The organism is Tardiphaga sp. P9-11, from assembly GCF_008329525.1.
Taxonomy (GTDB): Bacteria; Pseudomonadota; Alphaproteobacteria; order Rhizobiales; family Xanthobacteraceae; genus Tardiphaga.
The window spans coordinates 99,871-117,698 of the sequence record NZ_NPKQ01000005.1 but is presented as its reverse complement, the minus strand read 5'-3'; the positions used below and the strand labels follow the sequence as shown (position 1 = coordinate 117,698).

Sequence of the window (17,828 nt, the reverse complement as noted above, 5' to 3'; positions counted from 1 at the left end):
TGCCGCAATGCGATCGATCGGTTCCCATGTCGGGATCGCCGAACGCATTGCCGTCGTGCCTGCTTCGCGGCGGCGAACCATTTCAAGAAATCGGAGCCCCCATGTCGAAAACTGTCGCGGATGAGATTGTCCATGTGCTTGAGACGATTGGCGTACAGCAGATTTTCGGCTTGATCGCCGACTCGCTTAATCCTTTGGCGGACTCGGTCCGGCGCAGCAAGATCGAATGGGTCGGGGTACGGCACGAGGAAGGCGCGGCGCTGGCCGCCGCAGGCCAGGCCAAGCTCACCGGCAAGCTCGGCGTTTGTGCTGGCTCCACGGGGCCCGGCAGCACGCATCTCGTCGCCGGCCTCTATGAGGCTGCGCGCGATCATGCCCCGGTGCTAGCGCTCTCTGGTGAAATGGCGCGGGCAGCCAAAGGCGTCGACTTCTTCCAGACCACCGAGCCGGACCTGCTGTTTCGCGACGTCGCGCTCTACACCCAGACCATCACCACCGCGGCACAGGCGCCCGGTGTGATCCATCAGGCGATCTCCACCGCTTATGCCGGCCCGGGCGTCGCGCATCTGACCCTACCCGTCGATGTGCTATCATCGAAAGCCGAAGGCGCAACCGCGAGCCTTGCCACGCTGGTACCGCGCGGCGAGATACTGCCCAACGATGCTGCGATTCAGGAAGCTGCACGCCGCATCGATGAAGCCGGCAGCGTCGTGATCATGTGTGGCCATGGTGCACTTGGCACCGCCGAACTGCTGCGAGCCCTGAGCGACAAGCTGAAGGCGCCGCTGGTGCATTCGGTGCGCGGCAAGGAGATCATGGCGTTCGATGACATCAGATGGATGGGCGGTCTTGGCATGATCGGCACCAAGGCCGTCTACAATACCGTGCATGATTGCGACCTGCTGGTGATGATCGGCACCGACTATCCTTATTCGAACTTCCTGCCGCGTAAAGGTAATGTCATTCAGATCGACGTGCGCGCCGAAGCCCTCGGCCGCCGCACACCGACGAGCCTCGGCGTCATCGGCTCAGCACGCCCCGCATTGAAGATGCTGCTGGACAAGGTGCAGACCAAAACCGACAGCAAGTTCTTCGAGACGACCAGTCACGCCCGCAAGAAGTGGGATGAGATGCTCGACAAGCAAGCCGATCCCGCGCGCAGCAAGAACAAGATCCACCCGCAGGCCGTCGCGCGCATCGCCAGCGATCTGGCACGGCCCGATGCAATCTTCGTGTTCGACACAGGATTGAACACGCTGTGGTCGGCGAACTGGATCCGCCAGAACGGCACCCAACGCATCATCGGCTCGTTCAACAATGCCGCGGTCGGCACGTCCGTCGGCCAGGGCAACGGCGTGCAGATCCTCGATCGCAGCAAGCAGGTGATCGTGCTCACCGGCGACGGCGGCTTCAACATGCTGATGGGCGAGTTCATGACTGCCGTGCAACACAAGCTGCCCATCAAGGTCATCGTCTATAACAACTCCGCCCTCGGCCTGATCACGCTGGAAGCCGAAAGCATCGGCCTGGCGCCCTTCCGCGAAGCCATCGAATTCCCCAATCCCGATTTCGCCGCACTGGCGCGTGCCTGCGGCGCGCAGGGCTTTACGGCCAAGCAGCCGGGTGATCTGAAGAAGGCCATCGCCGACGCGCTGGCCTGTGACGGACCCGCCATCATCGATTGCGTGGTCGCTGCTGACGAGATCCCGAACCTGCCGCATGTGGACGCCGCCATGGTCGGCAATTACGCGCTGGCGAAGATCAAGGAAGCAGTGATGGCCGTAACCGGCTAACGCAAAGTGTTCGCCAAAAATACACTTCGCCACACCTGCTCAATTTATCACCGAGAATAAATCCAGCCTGCCCAAAGCCGGGGCAAAATACTTCAAGCATCAAGCTATCAGCAGAAAACCTGCGCGATTGCTTGAGGCTTTTTCGCCCCCAAAGGTGGCACGCAGCTTGCGTATGTGCGGTACCCAGGAAACCGCATCATGCCGCCGAAACAAATTCAGCTCACCGTCCAGAACATCAGCAAGTCGTTTGCCGGCAAGGGCGGCGACTTCAACGTGCTGGACGACCTCACCTTCACCATCAACGAAAGCGATTTCGTCAGCATCATCGGGCCCAGTGGCTGCGGCAAGACGACGATCTTCAACATCATCGCAGGTTTGCTGGAGCCCGATGGCGGCACCATCACCTATCGCGGCGAGGAGATCGAAAGCCTGCGTGGCCGCGTCGGCTACATGATGCAGAAGGACCTGCTGTTTCCGTGGCGCACGGTGATGGGCAATGTGCTCCTCGGGCTGGAGACGCGCGGCGTCGACCAGAAGGAAGCCGAGGAGAAAGCGCGCGAGTATCTCAAGCAGTTCGGCCTCGCCGGCTTCGAGAACGCCTATCCCAAGACATTGTCCGGTGGCATGCGCCAGCGTGTCGCGCTGATCCGTACGCTGATCATGGATCCCGATATCCTGCTGCTCGACGAGCCCTTCTCGGCGCTGGATTACCAGACGCGCCTGTACCTCGAAGGCGTGTTGAAGGACGCCGTCCAGACCTACAACAAGACAGTCATCCTCGTGACTCACGACATCGACGAAGCCGTGGCTCTGTCGAAGCGCGTCGTCGTGTTGTCCGGCCGCCCGGCGCGGGTGAAGGTCGTGCACGAGATCGACATCGAGGCGACATCGCCCATCACCGCGCGCAACGACGTCAAGTTCTCGACCTATTTCAAGACGCTTTGCGCCGAACTCGATATCCAGACGGAGAAAACATCATGAGCCTCGTGATGTCCGGCGCGCCCGCGCGCAAGAAGGCCGTTCCGCGCAAGTCCCGCAAGAAGCGCTCCACCTTCGACACCACGCTCGGCCGCGCAATGTTGCAGCTGCTTGGCGTCGCCATCTTCTTCGCGCTGTGGGAAGCCGGAGTCCATGCCGGCTATATTTCCGCATTCCTGATGGGATCGCCTTCCGGCATCTTTGCCACCTCCTACAAGCTGATCCTGAGCGGCGAACTGCTGTCGGATTCCTGGTACACGCTGTTCGAAGCCATTCTGGGCTTCATCATCGGCACTATCTTCGGATCGCTGTTCGGCCTGGCGCTGTGGTACTCGGTGTTCGTCGCGAAACTGGTCGAGCCCTTCATCGTCGCCATCAATTCAGTGCCAAAAATCGCTCTGGCGCCCATCGTGGTGCTGTGGTTCGGCACCGGCCTGATCTCGAAGATCGCACTCGCGGTTTCACTCACTGCGCTGGTGGCACTGATCGCGGCCTATCAGGCAGCAAAGGACGCCGACGTCGATCTGCAGTCGCTGATGATCTCCATGGGCGCCGACAAGCATCAGGTGTTCTGGAAAGCTGTCGTGCCATCCACGCTGCCATCGATCATCGCTACTTTCCGCATCAATATCGGCTTCGGCCTGGTGGGCGCCGTAGTCGGCGAATTCATCTCGTCGCAGCGCGGCCTCGGCCACATGATCTTCCTCGCCTCCAGCCTGTACGATCTCAACTCGGTCTGGGTCGGGCTGTTCACGCTGATGATCCTCGGCTTCGTGCTCTATTACGTCATCGACATCATCGAGCGCACCTTGCTGCCTTGGAAGCAGGCGACCACCTCGCATCAGGTTCAGGTTTGATTTCTCTTTCCCTTCGCACTCAAGGAGACGTTGCATGTCGTTGTTGAAGCGTATCATCGGCGCCACAGCGCTGGCTGCTGTTCTGCTTGCCACCCCGGCCATGGCTGACAACAAGAAGGTCGTGCTGTCGCAGGCCTTCCAGTCGATGCTGTATCTGCCGCTTTATGTCGCCATCAACGAAGGCTTCTTCACCGCACAGGGCCTCGACCTCACCAAGGAAACTGCGGGCTCGCCCACCGTCGCACTCTCGGCGGTGATCTCCGGCAGCGCGCAGTTCTCGATCCACGGGCCGGAATGGACAGCCATTGCGGCCTCCAAGGGCGCGCCGGTCGGCATCATCGCCAATGTCGTCAACGGCGCCGCCGTGTGGATCGCGACCTCGCCGGACTTCAAGTTCACTGACGTCAAGAGTCTGAAGGGCCAGAAGGTGGTCGTCGGCACCATGCCGACCACCAGCACCTCGCTGTTCCTGAAACTGCTGAAAGAGAACGGCATGGACGGCAAGACCGACGTCGAGATGATCCCTGTTGCGATCGGCAGTGAGCCCGGCCCGTTTCTCGCCAAACAGGCCGATGTAGCCGTGATGTATGAACCCGGCCTCGATCAGGTCGTCGCCAAGGGCATGAAGGTGGTTTACGGCTTCCCGAAGAGCTACGGCGCCTATGCGTTCTCGTCGGTCACAGCGCGCAATGACGTCAATCCGGATCTGGCGCAGCGCGTGACTAACGGCATGGAAATGGCGATGCGTTTCATGAAGAAAGATCCGGCCAAAACCGTCATGATCGCACAGAAGGAGTTCCCGACGTTGGACCCGGCCGTGATCGAATCTGCTGTCAAACGCATGCTCGCCGACGGCGTCTATCCGGACAGCGTCGATATTTCTGCACCCTCGCTGAAGATCTCCATGGACACCCAGATCGCGCTCGGCAATCTCGCGGCACAGCCGGACTATGACAAGTTTGTGGTGAAGAAATACATCGAGCCTGCACTGGCGATGAAGTAACATCGAAAGGTGCGCAGCCCGGCGGCTGCGCACCTTTCGCGATTTCAGAAGAAACGTTCAGGACGATACGACATGACGAATGCAACCGCGCGCACCGCAACATCTGGCGCGGGGGTTCTGGACCTGCTGCGGCTGTTCAAGGGCAACGCCTCCGCCGCAGACCATTACGCATCCGAGCGCCTCGCGCAGGCCAAGACTGCCGAGCCGGTGCTAAGGGCCTTCGAAGTCCTCCCCACCGACACCGTGCGCAAACCGGGGCCGCTCTCCGGCATCCCCGTCGCCGTCAAGGACATCATCGCCACCACCGACATGCCGACAACCAACGGCTCGGCCGTCTATGCCGATCACGTACCATCAGCCGACGCCTGGGTGGTCGAACGATTGCGCAATCTCGGCGCCACCATCTTCGGCAAGACGGTCTCCACCGAATTCGCCTGGCGCCACCCCGGCCCGACCACCAATCCATGGAACAGCAAGCACACACCGGGCGGCTCGTCTTCGGGCTCGGCCGCCTCCGTCGCTGCCGGCATCGTGCCCCTGGCGCTTGGCACGCAGACGCTGGGCTCCATCATCCGTCCCGCTGCCTTTAACGGCGTCGTCGGCTTCAAGCCAAGCTTCGGCGCGATCCCACGCAGCGGCGCGCATCATCTCAGCCAGTCGCTCGACCACATCGGCTTCTTCGCACGCAAGGTCGATGACATCGCCTATGCACTGTCACTGATCGCAGGCACCAGTGACAGCGATCTGCATGGCGCGCCGGTGCCCGCCTTCGAGATCTCCGTCGAACGCGGCGTGCCACCGCTGCCGTCGCCGCGTCTCGCGGTGGTGCGCTTTGCCAAATTCGCCAAAGCGGAGAGCGAGCAGCAGCAGGTGTTCGAAGCCTCCGTCACCAGGCTGCGCGGAGCCGGCGCGATAATCGAAGAACTTGAACTGCCCGAATTGGATCGCAGCAACTGGGATGCAATCAACATCATTCTCGCCGCTGAGGGTGCCGTGATCTTCGGCGATCTTGTCGCGCGTTATCCCGACAAGACCAGCGATCATCTGAAGAAGCTGGTCGAGACTGGCAGCGCCATCAGCGCAGCAGCCTATCTCAAGGCCAAGTCTTTGCAGACGAAGCTGCGTGTGGATTTCACTGCACAGATGGCAAACTATGATGCGGTGTTGACACTGCCGGCCTATGGCGAAGCACCGGAAGGGCTGAGCTATACTGGCGACGCCGAATATTGCGCACCATGGACGCTGATCGGCGTGCCCGCGCTGTCGCTGCCGGCCGGGTTCGGCAAGAACCATCTGCCGCTCGGCCTGCAAGTGGTCGGCCCCTATCTGAACGACCTGCGCACATTGCGCGTGGCAAAATGGATCGAGAGTGCACTGGCGTTTTCGCCGGGATTGCCGGAGATCAAATAGCAAGAAGCCCTCGCCCGGTCTCAGGCAAGGGCTTCAGCTCAATACTTACTTCTTCACCGCGCCGTCGGGATGCGTGGGATCGACCCAGAGCACGGTCTCGGGCTTCTCGACCGGCTCGATATCGATATTGATGGCGACCGCCTCGCCGTCGCTGCGCACCAGCACGCATTCCAGCACTTCGTCACGGCTTGCGTTGATTTCCTGATGCGGCACGTAAGGCGGCACGAAGATGAAATCGCCCGGGCCTGCTTCTCCCGTGAACTGGAGGCGATCGCCCCAACGCATCCGCGCCTTGCCCTTCACCACATAGATCACGCTTTCGAGATGGCCGTGATGATGCGCGCCGGTCTTGGCATCCGGCTGGATCGACACGGTGCCTGCCCACAATTTCTGCGCACCGACGCGCGCGAAATTAATCGCGGCTGCGCGGTCCATGCCCTTTGTCGAGGGTACGTTGGTATCGAGGTTGTCGGCCGGAATGACGCGAATGCCGTCATGCTTCCAGCGATCCGAATCATGATCGTGGGAGTGATCGTGGTCGTGTGAATGATCATGCGGATGGGTGTGATCGTGGTCGTGACCGGACATTTCAATGCCTTCTTGGGTTCCGCGGAAATGACGCCACATCGTGCGGCATCACGTCCCCGGGAGTGAGGAACATTCAATTGAGCTGGCAATTGTCTCTGCGAAGCTCAAGCAGCGCGTATCGAGAATGGTCTCGGAACTGCGTCTGCAGCATGACAGGAGTATCCCATGGGTGCCACCGCAGACAAGATCAAGGGAACCGCAAACGAAGCCATCGGCAAGGCCAAGCAGGGCGTCGGTGAAGCCGTCGGTTCGGATCGCCTGCAGGGCGAAGGCCTGATCCAGGAAGGTAAGGGCCATGCGCAGAAGGCTGTCGGCGATGCCAAGCAGGCCGCCAAGGACGCCGCCGACAAGGCGTCGGATTTAGTGAACCGCAAACTTTAACCAATCCCAACCGGCGGAGTTTTGACTCCCCGCCGGTCGCAGGTGACGCTGCAAAAGAAGCCGGTCCCAAGAGGGGCCGGTTTTTTTACTGTCCGTCGGATCGTTACGCCAACCCGCCCCGAATGGCATAGGTCAATACCTGCACAGGGCGAGCATCCGGCCCAAAGCCCTGATGCAACGATATTTCGGCCAGTTCCCGGACTTCCCCCTCGCTGGTCCGGCTGGTAAACCCCCGCCATGTTCAAGGTCGCCGCCCTCTATCAATTCGCCGCACTGCCGGATTTCCGGCAATTGCGCGAGCCGCTGCGCGCATTCTGCGTCAATCTCGGCATCAAAGGCTCGATCCTGCTGGCCGAGGAAGGCATCAACGGCACCGTGGCCGGGACCGATGCCGCCATCGATGCACTGGTGCGCGAACTCGAGACCGGCGTGATGTTCAGCAACCGGCTGAACCATCTCGAGCTGAAATTCTCCCGCGCCAGCCTGATGCCGTTCCTCCACATGAAGGTGCGGCTGAAGAAAGAGATTGTCACCCTCGGCGATCCCCAGACCGACCCGACCAGGACGGTTGGCACGTATGTGGACGCGGCCGACTGGAACGATCTGATCGCCGACGAGAACACGCTGGTGCTCGACACGCGCAATGCGTTCGAAGTGGCCATGGGCACATTTGAGGGCGCGGTCGATCCGGAGATCGCAAGCTTCGGCCAGTTCAAGGATTTCGTGGCGCGCACGCTCGATCCCGCCAAGCACACCAAGATCGCGATGTTCTGCACCGGTGGCATCCGCTGCGAGAAGGCGAGTTCCTATCTGCTGTCGCGCGGCTTCGCCGACGTCTATCATCTCAAAGGCGGCATCCTGAAATATCTCGAGGAGATCCCCGAGGCCGAGACCCGCTGGCGCGGCGAATGCTTCGTGTTCGACCAGCGCGTCGCGCTCGGTCATGGCCTCGTCGAAAGCCAGTCGATCAAGCCTGACCTGCCGATCAATTCGGAAGATTTTGCGATGCTGCGGGAGAGCGCATCCGATGAGTGAGACCGCAAAAGACCTGACAGGCTTGCGCGAACGTATCGACGCACTCGAAACTCGTGTCGCCTATCAGGACGACACGATCGAGACGCTGAATGCGACGATCACCGCCCAGTGGAAACAGATCGACATGCTGACGCGGCAGGTCGGCTCGCTCGGCGAGCGGCTGCAGGAAGCCGAAAGCAACTCAGGCGCACCGCGCAACGAGCCGCCACCGCATTATTGAGCCCATCCTTTTCCCTCTCCCGCGGCGCGCAGCTTTGCTGCACTAGGGGAGTGGGAAAAACGAAGACGCTAAGCCGACAAATCCGCCGCCAGCTTGCGATCCCGTAACTCCCGCTTCAGCACCTTGCCTATGGCACTTCGCGGCAGTACGTCGGCCAGAACGACATCATTCAGACGCTGGAATTTTCCGACGCGCTCATTGGTCCAGGCCTTCAGCGACGCCGCATCGACAGCAGCCCCCGCTTTCAGCACTACGAAAGCCACCGGCGTCTCGCCCCACTCTTCCGAAGGCATCGCGACGACCGCGGCCTCGACGACGTCGCCGTGCGCGCCCAGCACCGCTTCCAGATCGCTTGGATAGATGTTGAAACCGCCGGAGATGATCATGTCCTTCTTGCGGTCCATCAGCGTGAGGAACCCCTCCTCATCGAATCGACCGACATCGCCGGTGCGGACATAGCGCTTGCCTGATGCATCGTGCCAGAATGTTTCGGCCGTCTTGCCGGGCTGGTTGAGATAACCATGCATGATGGTCGGTGAATGTCCGACCACTTCGCCGATCTCGCCTTGGGCGACGAAATTGCCATCCTCGTCGATCAGGCGAATGTCGTGATCGGGCGCCGGCTGACCGACGGTGTGCAGCTTGGTCGGGTGTTCATGCGCCAGCAACACGCAGGTGCCGCCGCCTTCGGTCATGCCATAATACTCGGTCAACCCGCCCGGCCAGCGCTTCAGCACGTCGGCCTTCAGCGTGCCGCCGAATGGCGCCGAGGTAGAGAATTTCATCACAAAGGATTTGAGATCGAAACTGTCAAAATCCTCAACGCCCATGATGCGACGATACTGCACCGGCACCAGCATCGCATGGGTCGCACGATGTTTGGCACTGAGCTCCAGAAATCCACGCGCATCGAATTTCTTCATCAGTACCAGCGTCCCGCCACCGGCGAGGGTCGGATTGAAACAGACCAACGTGGTGTTGGAATAAAGCGGCGTCGACAGCACGGTGACGGCATCCGGCCCATAGCCGAGCGGATCGAGCTGGCCATACTGGCGCCAGCGCATGAGGTTGGTGTGGACGATGCCTTTCGGCGTCCCCGTAGTGCCCGAGGAATAGATGATGTTGAAGACCCATTCCGGATCGATGGCCACCGGTTGAGGCTTCGCGCCTGCAGGCGCCAGCCACTGTGCGAACGGCTTGCCCGCCTTGCCGTCATCCAGCGCGACGCGTTGAACCGATGGGTCGATCGCAGCATCTGCAAAAGACGCCGCTGTCACGTCATCCATGAACAGGATTTTTGCCGCGGCATCCTTCACCATTGCGGCGAAATCTACGGACGTCGATGACGGCGCCAGCGGCGCGACCGCGACGCCGGCACGTAGCGCGCCAAGAAACACGGCGGCATATTCGATCGATGATAGTGCGCAGATCGAGATTACGTCGCGCGGCTGGAGGCCGCTCGCCTGCAGTGATGCAGCGATACGATCGATCAGCGCATCGAAGGCCGCGTAATCGATCTGGCGATCGGCATCGATCACGGCGATCTTGGTCGGCTTGGACGCGGCGGTGTTACGGACCAGTGCATCGAGGGTGATGAAGTCGGGCATGTATTTCCTCGTTTTTGTTCTTACTTGATTATCTTTGCTTGACCTCCCCTCTCCAGGAGAGGTCAGAAAGCTACCGATCCAGCGCCTCACCATTCAGCCATTTCTTGCCGCTGGCATACAGCGCTTCCACCGCGGCGCCGCGCAGGCCGGGCATATCCGGCTTGATCTGATAGCCGATCTGGCTCTGCAGATAGGCAAGATGGCGATAACCTTCCGGGAAGCTCGCGAGCAGGTCGGCATCGAGCTTCAACGGCGCGCCGGGCACCACGGGATCCATGCGGTCCTTCTCATAGATCGGCTGGCGCAGCACCATGCCCCATTTGCCGTCGCGTTTTTCGAGGAAATCATAGAAGCGTCCGGTCAGCATCACGTCGACATTGACGCCATGCACCAGCGCGCGCTGAGCAATGGTCATCTTGGTCTGCGAAATTGCGCGGTTGCCAGCGAGATCGATCGATTGCGCGCCGAGGAAATGCATGATCGAGACGCCCTTGGCCCAACCGGCCTTGCTCATGGCGATGAATTCGTCGGCGGTGCCCTGAGTCCAGGTCGCCACCATGCGACCATCGTCGAACCAGACAGTGCGGAAGCGATCCCAATCGCCAGCGTCGCGCCAAACCACCCAGTTTTCAATGAGATCGCGGATGGCAAGGCGGTCGATAATCTCTATATCCATGGAATATCCAATAAGCGGGGCAGGCGCCGATGCGTGCGTGTTCCGCGATCATATCCGATCAGGCTTCCGCGAAAAGAGCGTTCATGACAAAGCAGACATCCTCCAAGCCCGCGCCGGTTGCGCCGCGTCATCCACATTCCTTCACGACCCACGGCATCACCGTGTCAGATGATTACGCCTGGTTGAAAGACGCCAAATGGCAGGAGGTGCTGCGCGACCCCAGCGTGCTGGAGCCGGAGATTCGCACCTATCTCGACGCCGAGAATGCCTATACCGACAGCCTGCTCGGCGGCACGGCAGCGCTGCAGGCAAGGCTGGTCGCGGAAATGCGCGGCCGCATCAAGGAGGACGATTCCAGCGTCCCATCGCCGGATGGCCCCTATGCTTATTTGCGGAAATTCCGCGAGGGCGGCCAGCACGAATTATTCGGCCGCATGCCACGGGACGGCGGCGAGGCCGCGATCATTCTCGATGGCGACAAACTTGCCGCCGACCACAAATATTTCAAGTTCGGCGGCGCCCGCCATTCCCCCGACCATGCGTTGGAAGCCTGGAGCGCCGACGTCAAGGGCTCGGAATATTTCACCATCCGCGTGCGCGACTGGGCCACGGGCAAGGACTTCGACGACGTGGTCGAGGAAACCGATGGTGGCGTGGTCTGGACGCTCGACTGCAAGGCTTTCTTCTATGTGAAGCTCGACGACAACCATCGCCCGATGCAGGTCTGGCTGCACCGGCTCGGCACCAAGCAAGCGGATGACAAGCTCATCTTCGAGGAGCAGGATTCCGGCTGGTTCACCCACATCCATGAAAGCGCCAGCGGACGCTTCTGCGTCATCGCCGGCGGCGATCATGAAACATCCGAGCAGCAACTGATCGACCTCGCCGCGCCGGACGCGCCACCGCGCCTCGTGGCAAAGCGCGAAGAAGGCGTGCAATATTCGCTGGCCGATCGCGGCGACGAATTGTTCATCCTGACCAATGCCGGCAGCGCCATCGACTTCAAGATCGTCACCGCTCCGCTGACGTCTCCCGGACGCGCCAATTGGAAAGATCTGATCCCGTATCGCGAAGGCATCTATCTCATAGATATGGAGCTCACGGCCCATCACATGGTCCGGTTGGAGCGGGCCAATGCGCTGCCGTCGATCGTGATCCGCGATCTCACCACGAAGGACGAACACGCCATCGCCTTCGACGAGGCGGCATATTCGCTCGACACCATGGGCGGCTACGAATTCGACACGACCACGCTGAGGTTTTCCTATTCGTCGATGACGACGCCGTCGGAAGTCTACGACTACGACATGGCAACCCGCGAGCGCACCTTGCGCAAGCGTCAGGAAATCCCTTCGGGCCACAATCCCGCCGACTATGTCACCACGCGCATTCTAGCCAAGGCCCATGACGGCGCCGAAGTGCCGGTGTCGATCCTGCATCGCAAAGACCTCAAGCAGGACGGGCAAGCACCGTTGCTGCTCTATGGCTACGGCTCCTATGGCATGGCGATGCCGGCCTCTTTCTCCGCCAACCGGCTGTCGCTGGTCGATCGTGGCTTCGTCTACGCCATCGCCCATATCCGCGGCGGCGCAGACAAGGGCTGGGGCTGGTACCTCGACGGCAAGCGCGACAAGAAGACGAATTCGTTCGACGACTTCGCAGCAGCTGCGCGCGCACTGATCGATGCTAAGTACACATCCGAAAAGAAGATCGTCGGTCACGGCGGCAGCGCTGGCGGCATGCTGATGGGCGCGGTCGCCAATCGCTCGGGCGAATTGTTCTCAGGGATTGTCGCCGAAGTGCCATTCGTCGATGTGCTCAACACCATGCTCGATGACACGCTGCCGCTGACGCCGCCGGAATGGCCCGAATGGGGCAACCCGATCGAGAGCGAGGCGGATTTCAAGACCATCCTGTCTTATTCGCCTTACGATCAGGTGGTGGCCAAGCCCTATCCGAAGATCCTCGCGATGGGCGGCCTCACCGATCCGCGCGTGACCTATTGGGAGCCCGCAAAATGGATCGCACGGCTGCGCGCGACGATGACGGGTGGCGGCCCGGTGCTGCTCCGGACCAATATGGGCGCCGGCCACGGCGGCGCGTCCGGACGGTTCAACCGGCTGGATGAGATCGCGATCGTCTATGCGTTTGCACTGTGGTCGGTGGGGATGGCGGAGGGCTAAGGCGGCCCTTTCTTCCTTCTCCCCGCTTGCGGGGAGAGGTTCGGAAGGACTATTCCGCCGGCCTATTACCCTCAATCAGCACACCGGCGCCCTTGTTCAGCAGCTCCAGCCCGACAGCGCGCCCCAGCTCGCGCGGACGATCCGCCGGCCCTACGCGCGTCACCTCGATGAATTGCCCGCCGGCTTCATCGAGCACCGACGCCGTCAACGACATCTCATGGCCTGAAATCACCGAATAACCGGCGATCGGCGAATTGCAATGGCCGTTCAGCACCCACAGCACCTCGCGCTCGGCATCGCAGGATAGATGTGCCGCAGGATCGTCGATCAGCGACAGATGGCGCCGCGTGGCCCAATCATTTGCCGCGCATTCGACGGCGACGATGCCCTGCCCCACGGCCGGTAACATTTCCTGCGGCGTGAAATCGCGTGCGATACGGCTCGCCAATCCAACACGCTCAAGGCCTGAACGCGCCATGATCAGTGCGTCGGCGGGGCCGACCTCGTCGCCCTCAGGCAGCCGCTGCATCTCGCCATTGTCGAGTTTGCGCACGCGCGTATCGGCAGCGCCGCGGAAGTGGATCACCTCAATCTCGGGAAACAGCCGCCGAATATAGGCCGCGCGGCGCACGGCGTTGGTGCCGATCTTGAAGCCTTTGCCATGAGTGCGCTTGAGATCGTCGAGGCTGACGCCCTTGCGCAGGACCAGCGAGTCGGTCGGAGGATCGCGCACCAGCGTAGCGCCAATCACGAGGCCCGGCGTGTCTTCATTGCCCGGCATGTCCTTCAGCGAATGCATTGCCGCATGCAGCGCGCCCTTGAGCACGGCCGCGCGAATCTCGCCGACGAAAGCGCCACCCTTGCCGCCATGCTTCAGGAGATTGCTGGTCTGGTCGCGGTCGCCGACCGGCTCGAATTTGACGATCTCGACGGCCAGTTCCGGCGCAGCCACCGCAAGGCGGCGCGCAATCTCTTCGGTCTGGGCCAGCGCCATGGTGCTTTTGCGCGTGCCGATGCGCATCGATTCGGTCAACTCAGGCAAGCTCCATCCACGGTCCCGGCAGAGTGGCGGGCGTTCGCGCGGACAATAAAGCCAGCGCGCGCCGGAAACAATGCGCGCGCGGGCTTTACAATGAGACCCTTAAGTGCCCGCCGCCTCGGCCGTTACCATCGGCTTCGGCACCACGAGATTGACCAGCATCGCGACCACGATATTCGCGACGAGGGCAATCAGGCCGACATAGACCGTCGCCTGGAAGCTGCCAATCGACAGCATGTGCAGCGGCTTGAGGCCGTCCGTCCAGGCCAGATATGTGCCGCCGAACAGGCCGACCACCCATCCAACCAAAAGTGCCGGTGCCGTGAACCAGCGGGTGAACAGGCCGAAGATCAAGGCCGGCAGCGTCTGCAGAATCCACAGGCCTCCGAGAAGCTGCAGGTCGAGCGCGAACTGCGTCGGCAGATAGATGATGACCAGCAGCGCGCCGACCTTCACCACCAGCGACGCGATCTTTGCCACCGCGGCTTCGCCCGCTGTATCGACCTGCGGATTGACATAGGCCTTCCAGAAATTACGGGTGAAGAGATTGGCAGCACCGATGCTCATCACGGCCGCAGGGACCAGCGCGCCGATGGCGATCGCAGCAAAGGCGAAGCCAGCGAACCAGCTCGGAAACAGCGTCTGGAACAGCGCCGGTACCACGTCATTGTTGCTGGCGAGCTTCAGCTTGGCAGCGTGGCCCATATAGCCCAGCAACGCCAGCAGGCCGAGCATCAGCGTATAGGCCGGCAACAGCACCGCATTCTTGCGGATGGTCGTGGCGCTCTTGCTGGCGAAGATGCCGGTCAGCGTGTGCGGATACATGAAGGCTGCGAGCGCCGAACCAAGTGCCAGTGTGGCGTAAGCGACATACTGGCTAGGCTGCAGCAGGATGCTGCCCGAGCCCTTGGCCTTGAATGCCTGATCGGCGGCGTCGAACACTGCGGCATAGCCGCCGAGCTTGCCGGGGATCACTGACACTGCCGCGATCACGGCGATATAGATCATGATATCCTTGACGAAGGCGATCAGCGCCGGAGCACGCAGCCCCGACGAGTAGGTGTAGAGTGCCAGCACGACAAAGGCCGCGATCAAGGGTAATTCACCTTGGAAACCGAGCGCCTTCACAGCCGTAGCCATGCCGATCAGCTGCAGCGCTATATAGGGCATGGTCGCGACGACGCCGGTGATGGCGACGGCTGCTTCCAGCAGGCGCGAACCGTAGCGGCCATGCACGACGTCGGCGGCGGTGACATGGCCGTTGTCCTTGGCGACCTGCCACAGCTTCGGCATCACCATGAATACGATGGGATAGACCAGGATCGTGTAAGGCAGCGCGAAGAAGCCATAAGCACCGACCGAATAGACCAGTGCCGGCACCGCGATCACCGTATAGGCGGTATAGAAATCGCCGCCGACCAGAAACCAGGTGATCCAGGTGCCGAACTGGCGGCCACCAAGGCCCCATTCGTCGAGGCTCGCGAGGGTCTTCGGGCGACGCCACTTCGAGGCGACGAAGCCCATCACGGTGACGAGCGCGAAGAAAAACAGAAAGACCGCAACGGCGGGAATATCGAGCTCAGTCTTCATTGGGGTAGGTCCGGTAAGCGAGCCAGGTCAGAAAGGCGGTCATCGGCACCCAGGCGAGCTGGTACCAGTAGAAGAACGGAAAGCCGAACAGCACCGGATCATGAAAGTTGTAGAACGGGACCCAGAGCAGGCCGACGAACGGGATCAGCAGAAGCCATAAGAAATGGCGGGCCATGGCGGGGCTCCTCTCGATAGGCGGGCAGCGCCGGATGCCACGATTATTTTACGGCGCAGAATTTTGCGCTGTGTAGGTGCGACATTCTGTCATGTAAACACGATGCTGCCGCAGGGCTGCCATTCGCAGAGCGGGCATAGAACCTTGATCGGCGTGCTGCAGTGCAGAAACACCCACACATCGCTCCCGGCTCGCGGGACGGTGTGTGGGTGTTGATTCTGAGACGTATTGAAGTGGCTCAGCGGCCGCCGAACGTCGTATCGCCGAACAGCGCCTTTTGCGTCGATGGCTGCGAGCGCCAGTATTGCGGCGGCGCCTGCACCTGACCGCCGAGCTGCGCCGCCGCGTGCCACGGCCAGCGCGGATCGTAGAGAATGCCACGTGCGATAGCGACGAGATCGGCCTTGCCGGAGGCCACGATGTCTTCAGCCTGCTGCGCGTCGGTGATCAACCCCACCGCAATCGTCGGCAATCCTGTCGCCGCTTTCACCGCTTCGGCGAACGGCACCTGATAGCCCGGTCCGAGCGTGATTTTCTGCTGCGGCGAGACACCGCCGGACGAAACGTCCATCCAGTCGACACCACGCTTCTTCAACTCATTGGCGAAGACGATGGTCTGCTCGATATCCCAACCGCCCTCGACCCAGTCCGAAGCCGATACGCGTACGCCCACAGGCTTGTGCGCGGGAAAAGCCGCGCGTACCGCATCGAACACTTCGAGTGGAAACCGGATCCGGTTCTCTAGCGAACCACCGTAATTATCCGTGCGCTGGTTGGAGATCGGTGAAAGGAACTCGTGCAGCAGATAGCCATGTGCACCGTGAATCTCGAGCGCATCGATACCAAGCCGTTCAGCCCGCTTGGCGGTCGCGACAAAGGCGTCGCGGATGCGCACGAGGCCTGCGGCATCGATCTCCTGCGGCGGCAATTCGCCGGACTTCTGCGGAATGGCGGACGGGGCGTGGGCGACCCAGCCGCCGTTGTCGAGCGGGACTTGCTGGCCGCCATCCCATGGGGCGTGGCTCGACGCCTTCCGGCCGGCATGGGCGATCTGCATGGCAACGGCAATGTTCGAATGCTTGCGGATTGCCGCCAGCACGGGCTTCAACGCGGCTTCGGTCGCGTCGTTATAGAGCCCGAGATCGCCAGGTGTGATGCGGCCGATGGCTTCCACGGCGGTTGCTTCGATCACCAGCATGGCGGCGCCCGACAGCGCCATATTGCCGAGATGGATCATGTGCCAGTCGGTGGCCCGGCCATCTTCGGCAGAATACTGGCACATCGGCGCAATGACGATGCGGTTCGGCAGCGTGAGATCGCGCAGCTTGAAGGGAGAGAACAGGGCGCTCATGAAGGTTCCAGGGTGGGAGGACCGAATTGCCATGCGCGGGAACGCCGGCTTGCCATCCCGACATTGGAACTTGGATGAGAAAACACAAGATGGCATGCCAAAAGCGACCTCAGCATTGTGCAAGGAGTGTAGCTATCGGCAAATCATTCCCGAAGGAGGTGCCCGTTTCTCGGAAAAGGCGAGCCTAGAAAGCAAAAGGCGCCCCGGTTACCTGGAGCGCCTCTTGATCTCATAGCTCGACGCCGCAGCGCCTATGGCTTAGTACGGGCAGACCACCCGGCCCCAGCGACGGCTGAAATAGCAGCCCGGCGCCACGAAACGCGGCCCACCATAGAAGCCATAGCCGCGACCATAGCCACGACCGCCACCGCGGTAGAACCCACCACCGCGTCCGCGGCCGCCACCACCCCAGCCACGACCGCCGCCACCACGACCGCCACCGCGGGCTTGAGCCGAGGTGCTGCCCGTGGTGAGCAACACGGTGGACGCGCCGATCAGGCCGACACAATAGACTGACACAAGCGCCATCGCTGCCAGGCAGCGGGTTACGATGTTATGGCGCGTCGTTTTGGTTTGAGCCATTTTTAGGATCTCCCATTCTGCAGAAGCACGGCTTTAAAATGCTTCCTACGTCGAATCGTTCAGTGATCAATTCCTGATTCACACAGGTGCTGAAACCAGAATAGTAATATGGCCATCACAAGGCGTGCACGCACGAACGACTTTACAATAGGGGCAAGCTCGAACGTGGGTCAAGTTGCCGGCAGCGCTGTCACAACGAACGAATGCGCACCTTCACGCGTCACCTCGCTTTTGACCTCCCGCCGTTCATCTTCTCTTCATATTGCCTCGCACTATGCTGGTTGTTGCACCTCGCACCTGCGAATATGCGGTCCGTCCCACCCACAGCGCCTGCGTCAGCAGCTCGATCCCGTTGTTCGT

The 17,828-nt window shown here is 61.4% G+C and carries 17 protein-coding genes; 9 read left to right on the top strand and 8 right to left on the bottom strand.

Annotation, left to right across the window (positions count from 1 at the left end; all coding sequences use genetic code 11):
• The first annotated feature begins 101 nt into the window (after nucleotides 1-101).
• The 5 genes from CIW50_RS18295 to CIW50_RS18275 all read left to right on the top strand — a co-directional run bounded on the left by CIW50_RS18295 (nucleotide 102) and on the right by CIW50_RS18275 (nucleotide 6,041).
• Nucleotides 102-1,793, top strand: coding sequence for a thiamine pyrophosphate-dependent enzyme (locus tag CIW50_RS18295; RefSeq protein WP_149532641.1), 1,692 nt, complete (start codon nucleotides 102-104; stop codon nucleotides 1,791-1,793).
• A gap of 198 nt (nucleotides 1,794-1,991) precedes the next feature.
• Nucleotides 1,992-2,774, top strand: coding sequence for an ABC transporter ATP-binding protein (locus tag CIW50_RS18290; protein ID WP_149532640.1), 783 nt, complete (start codon nucleotides 1,992-1,994; stop codon nucleotides 2,772-2,774).
• Entirely contained in the window at nucleotides 2,771-3,628 is an 858-nt protein-coding gene (locus CIW50_RS18285) for an ABC transporter permease (protein WP_149532639.1), read from the top strand. Before CIW50_RS18290 ends, CIW50_RS18285 begins: the two co-directional genes overlap by 4 nt.
• Before the next feature lie 34 nt (nucleotides 3,629-3,662).
• Nucleotides 3,663-4,631 carry an ABC transporter substrate-binding protein gene (locus CIW50_RS18280; RefSeq protein ID WP_149532638.1) on the top strand — a complete coding sequence of 323 codons (969 nt, stop codon included), beginning with the start codon at nucleotides 3,663-3,665 and terminating at the stop codon, nucleotides 4,629-4,631.
• 72 nt (nucleotides 4,632-4,703) lie between these two features.
• Nucleotides 4,704-6,041 carry an amidase gene (locus CIW50_RS18275; RefSeq protein ID WP_149532637.1) on the top strand — a complete coding sequence of 446 codons (1,338 nt, stop codon included), beginning with the start codon at nucleotides 4,704-4,706 and terminating at the stop codon, nucleotides 6,039-6,041.
• 45 nt (nucleotides 6,042-6,086) lie between these two features.
• Here the strand turns inward: CIW50_RS18275 and CIW50_RS18270 are convergent, their stop codons facing one another.
• Nucleotides 6,087-6,629, bottom strand: a complete 543-nt coding sequence (locus CIW50_RS18270; RefSeq protein ID WP_149532636.1) for a cupin domain-containing protein — start codon at nucleotides 6,627-6,629, stop codon at nucleotides 6,087-6,089.
• A 165-nt stretch (nucleotides 6,630-6,794) separates the two neighbouring features.
• Here CIW50_RS18270 and CIW50_RS18265 point away from each other — a divergent pair, with 165 nt between their 5' ends.
• From CIW50_RS18265 to CIW50_RS18255, 3 genes are all read left to right on the top strand, one after another.
• The gene (locus CIW50_RS18265; RefSeq protein WP_149532635.1) at nucleotides 6,795-7,010 is read left to right on the top strand and encodes a CsbD family protein; all 216 of its coding nucleotides are present in this window, start codon (nucleotides 6,795-6,797) and stop codon (nucleotides 7,008-7,010) included.
• Between the two features lie 237 nt (nucleotides 7,011-7,247).
• A complete protein-coding gene (gene trhO, locus CIW50_RS18260; RefSeq protein WP_149532634.1) occupies nucleotides 7,248-8,045 on the top strand; it encodes an oxygen-dependent tRNA uridine(34) hydroxylase TrhO in 798 nt (265 codons plus the stop codon).
• The gene (locus tag CIW50_RS18255; RefSeq protein ID WP_149532633.1) at nucleotides 8,038-8,265 is read left to right on the top strand and encodes a SlyX family protein; all 228 of its coding nucleotides are present in this window, start codon (nucleotides 8,038-8,040) and stop codon (nucleotides 8,263-8,265) included. The genes trhO and CIW50_RS18255 overlap by 8 nt, the downstream gene beginning before the upstream one ends.
• A gap of 68 nt (nucleotides 8,266-8,333) precedes the next feature.
• Here the strand turns inward: CIW50_RS18255 and CIW50_RS18250 are convergent, their stop codons facing one another.
• A complete protein-coding gene (locus tag CIW50_RS18250) occupies nucleotides 8,334-9,872 on the bottom strand; it encodes a class I adenylate-forming enzyme family protein (RefSeq protein WP_149532632.1) in 1,539 nt (512 codons plus the stop codon).
• A gap of 70 nt (nucleotides 9,873-9,942) precedes the next feature.
• Nucleotides 9,943-10,548 carry a nuclear transport factor 2 family protein gene (locus CIW50_RS18245; protein WP_149532631.1) on the bottom strand — a complete coding sequence of 202 codons (606 nt, stop codon included), beginning with the start codon at nucleotides 10,546-10,548 and terminating at the stop codon, nucleotides 9,943-9,945.
• 83 nt (nucleotides 10,549-10,631) lie between these two features.
• On the opposite strand from CIW50_RS18245, the gene CIW50_RS18240 reads away from it, so the two are divergent.
• Nucleotides 10,632-12,731 (top strand): S9 family peptidase, encoded by a 2,100-nt coding sequence (locus CIW50_RS18240; protein WP_149532630.1) that lies wholly within the window; start codon nucleotides 10,632-10,634, stop codon nucleotides 12,729-12,731.
• A 49-nt stretch (nucleotides 12,732-12,780) separates the two neighbouring features.
• Here the strand turns inward: CIW50_RS18240 and hemC are convergent, their stop codons facing one another.
• The 5 genes from hemC to CIW50_RS18215 form a co-directional block, all read right to left on the bottom strand.
• Nucleotides 12,781-13,764 (bottom strand): hydroxymethylbilane synthase, encoded by a 984-nt coding sequence (hemC, locus tag CIW50_RS18235; RefSeq protein WP_172980375.1) that lies wholly within the window; start codon nucleotides 13,762-13,764, stop codon nucleotides 12,781-12,783.
• A 108-nt stretch (nucleotides 13,765-13,872) separates the two neighbouring features.
• Complete coding sequence (gene mctP, locus CIW50_RS18230; protein WP_149532629.1) at nucleotides 13,873-15,360, bottom strand: monocarboxylate uptake permease MctP; 1,488 nt, start codon at nucleotides 15,358-15,360, stop codon at nucleotides 13,873-13,875.
• On the bottom strand, nucleotides 15,350-15,535 hold the full coding sequence (locus tag CIW50_RS18225) for a DUF3311 domain-containing protein (protein ID WP_092145849.1): 186 nt from the start codon (nucleotides 15,533-15,535) through the stop codon (nucleotides 15,350-15,352). The genes mctP and CIW50_RS18225 overlap by 11 nt, the downstream gene beginning before the upstream one ends.
• A 238-nt stretch (nucleotides 15,536-15,773) precedes the next feature.
• Nucleotides 15,774-16,886, bottom strand: coding sequence for an NADH:flavin oxidoreductase/NADH oxidase (locus CIW50_RS18220; RefSeq protein ID WP_149532628.1), 1,113 nt, complete (start codon nucleotides 16,884-16,886; stop codon nucleotides 15,774-15,776).
• Nucleotides 16,887-17,144: 258 nt separating this feature from the next.
• Nucleotides 17,145-17,468 (bottom strand): hypothetical protein, encoded by a 324-nt coding sequence (locus tag CIW50_RS18215; RefSeq protein ID WP_149532627.1) that lies wholly within the window; start codon nucleotides 17,466-17,468, stop codon nucleotides 17,145-17,147.
• Nucleotides 17,469-17,828: the final 360 nt, after the last annotated feature.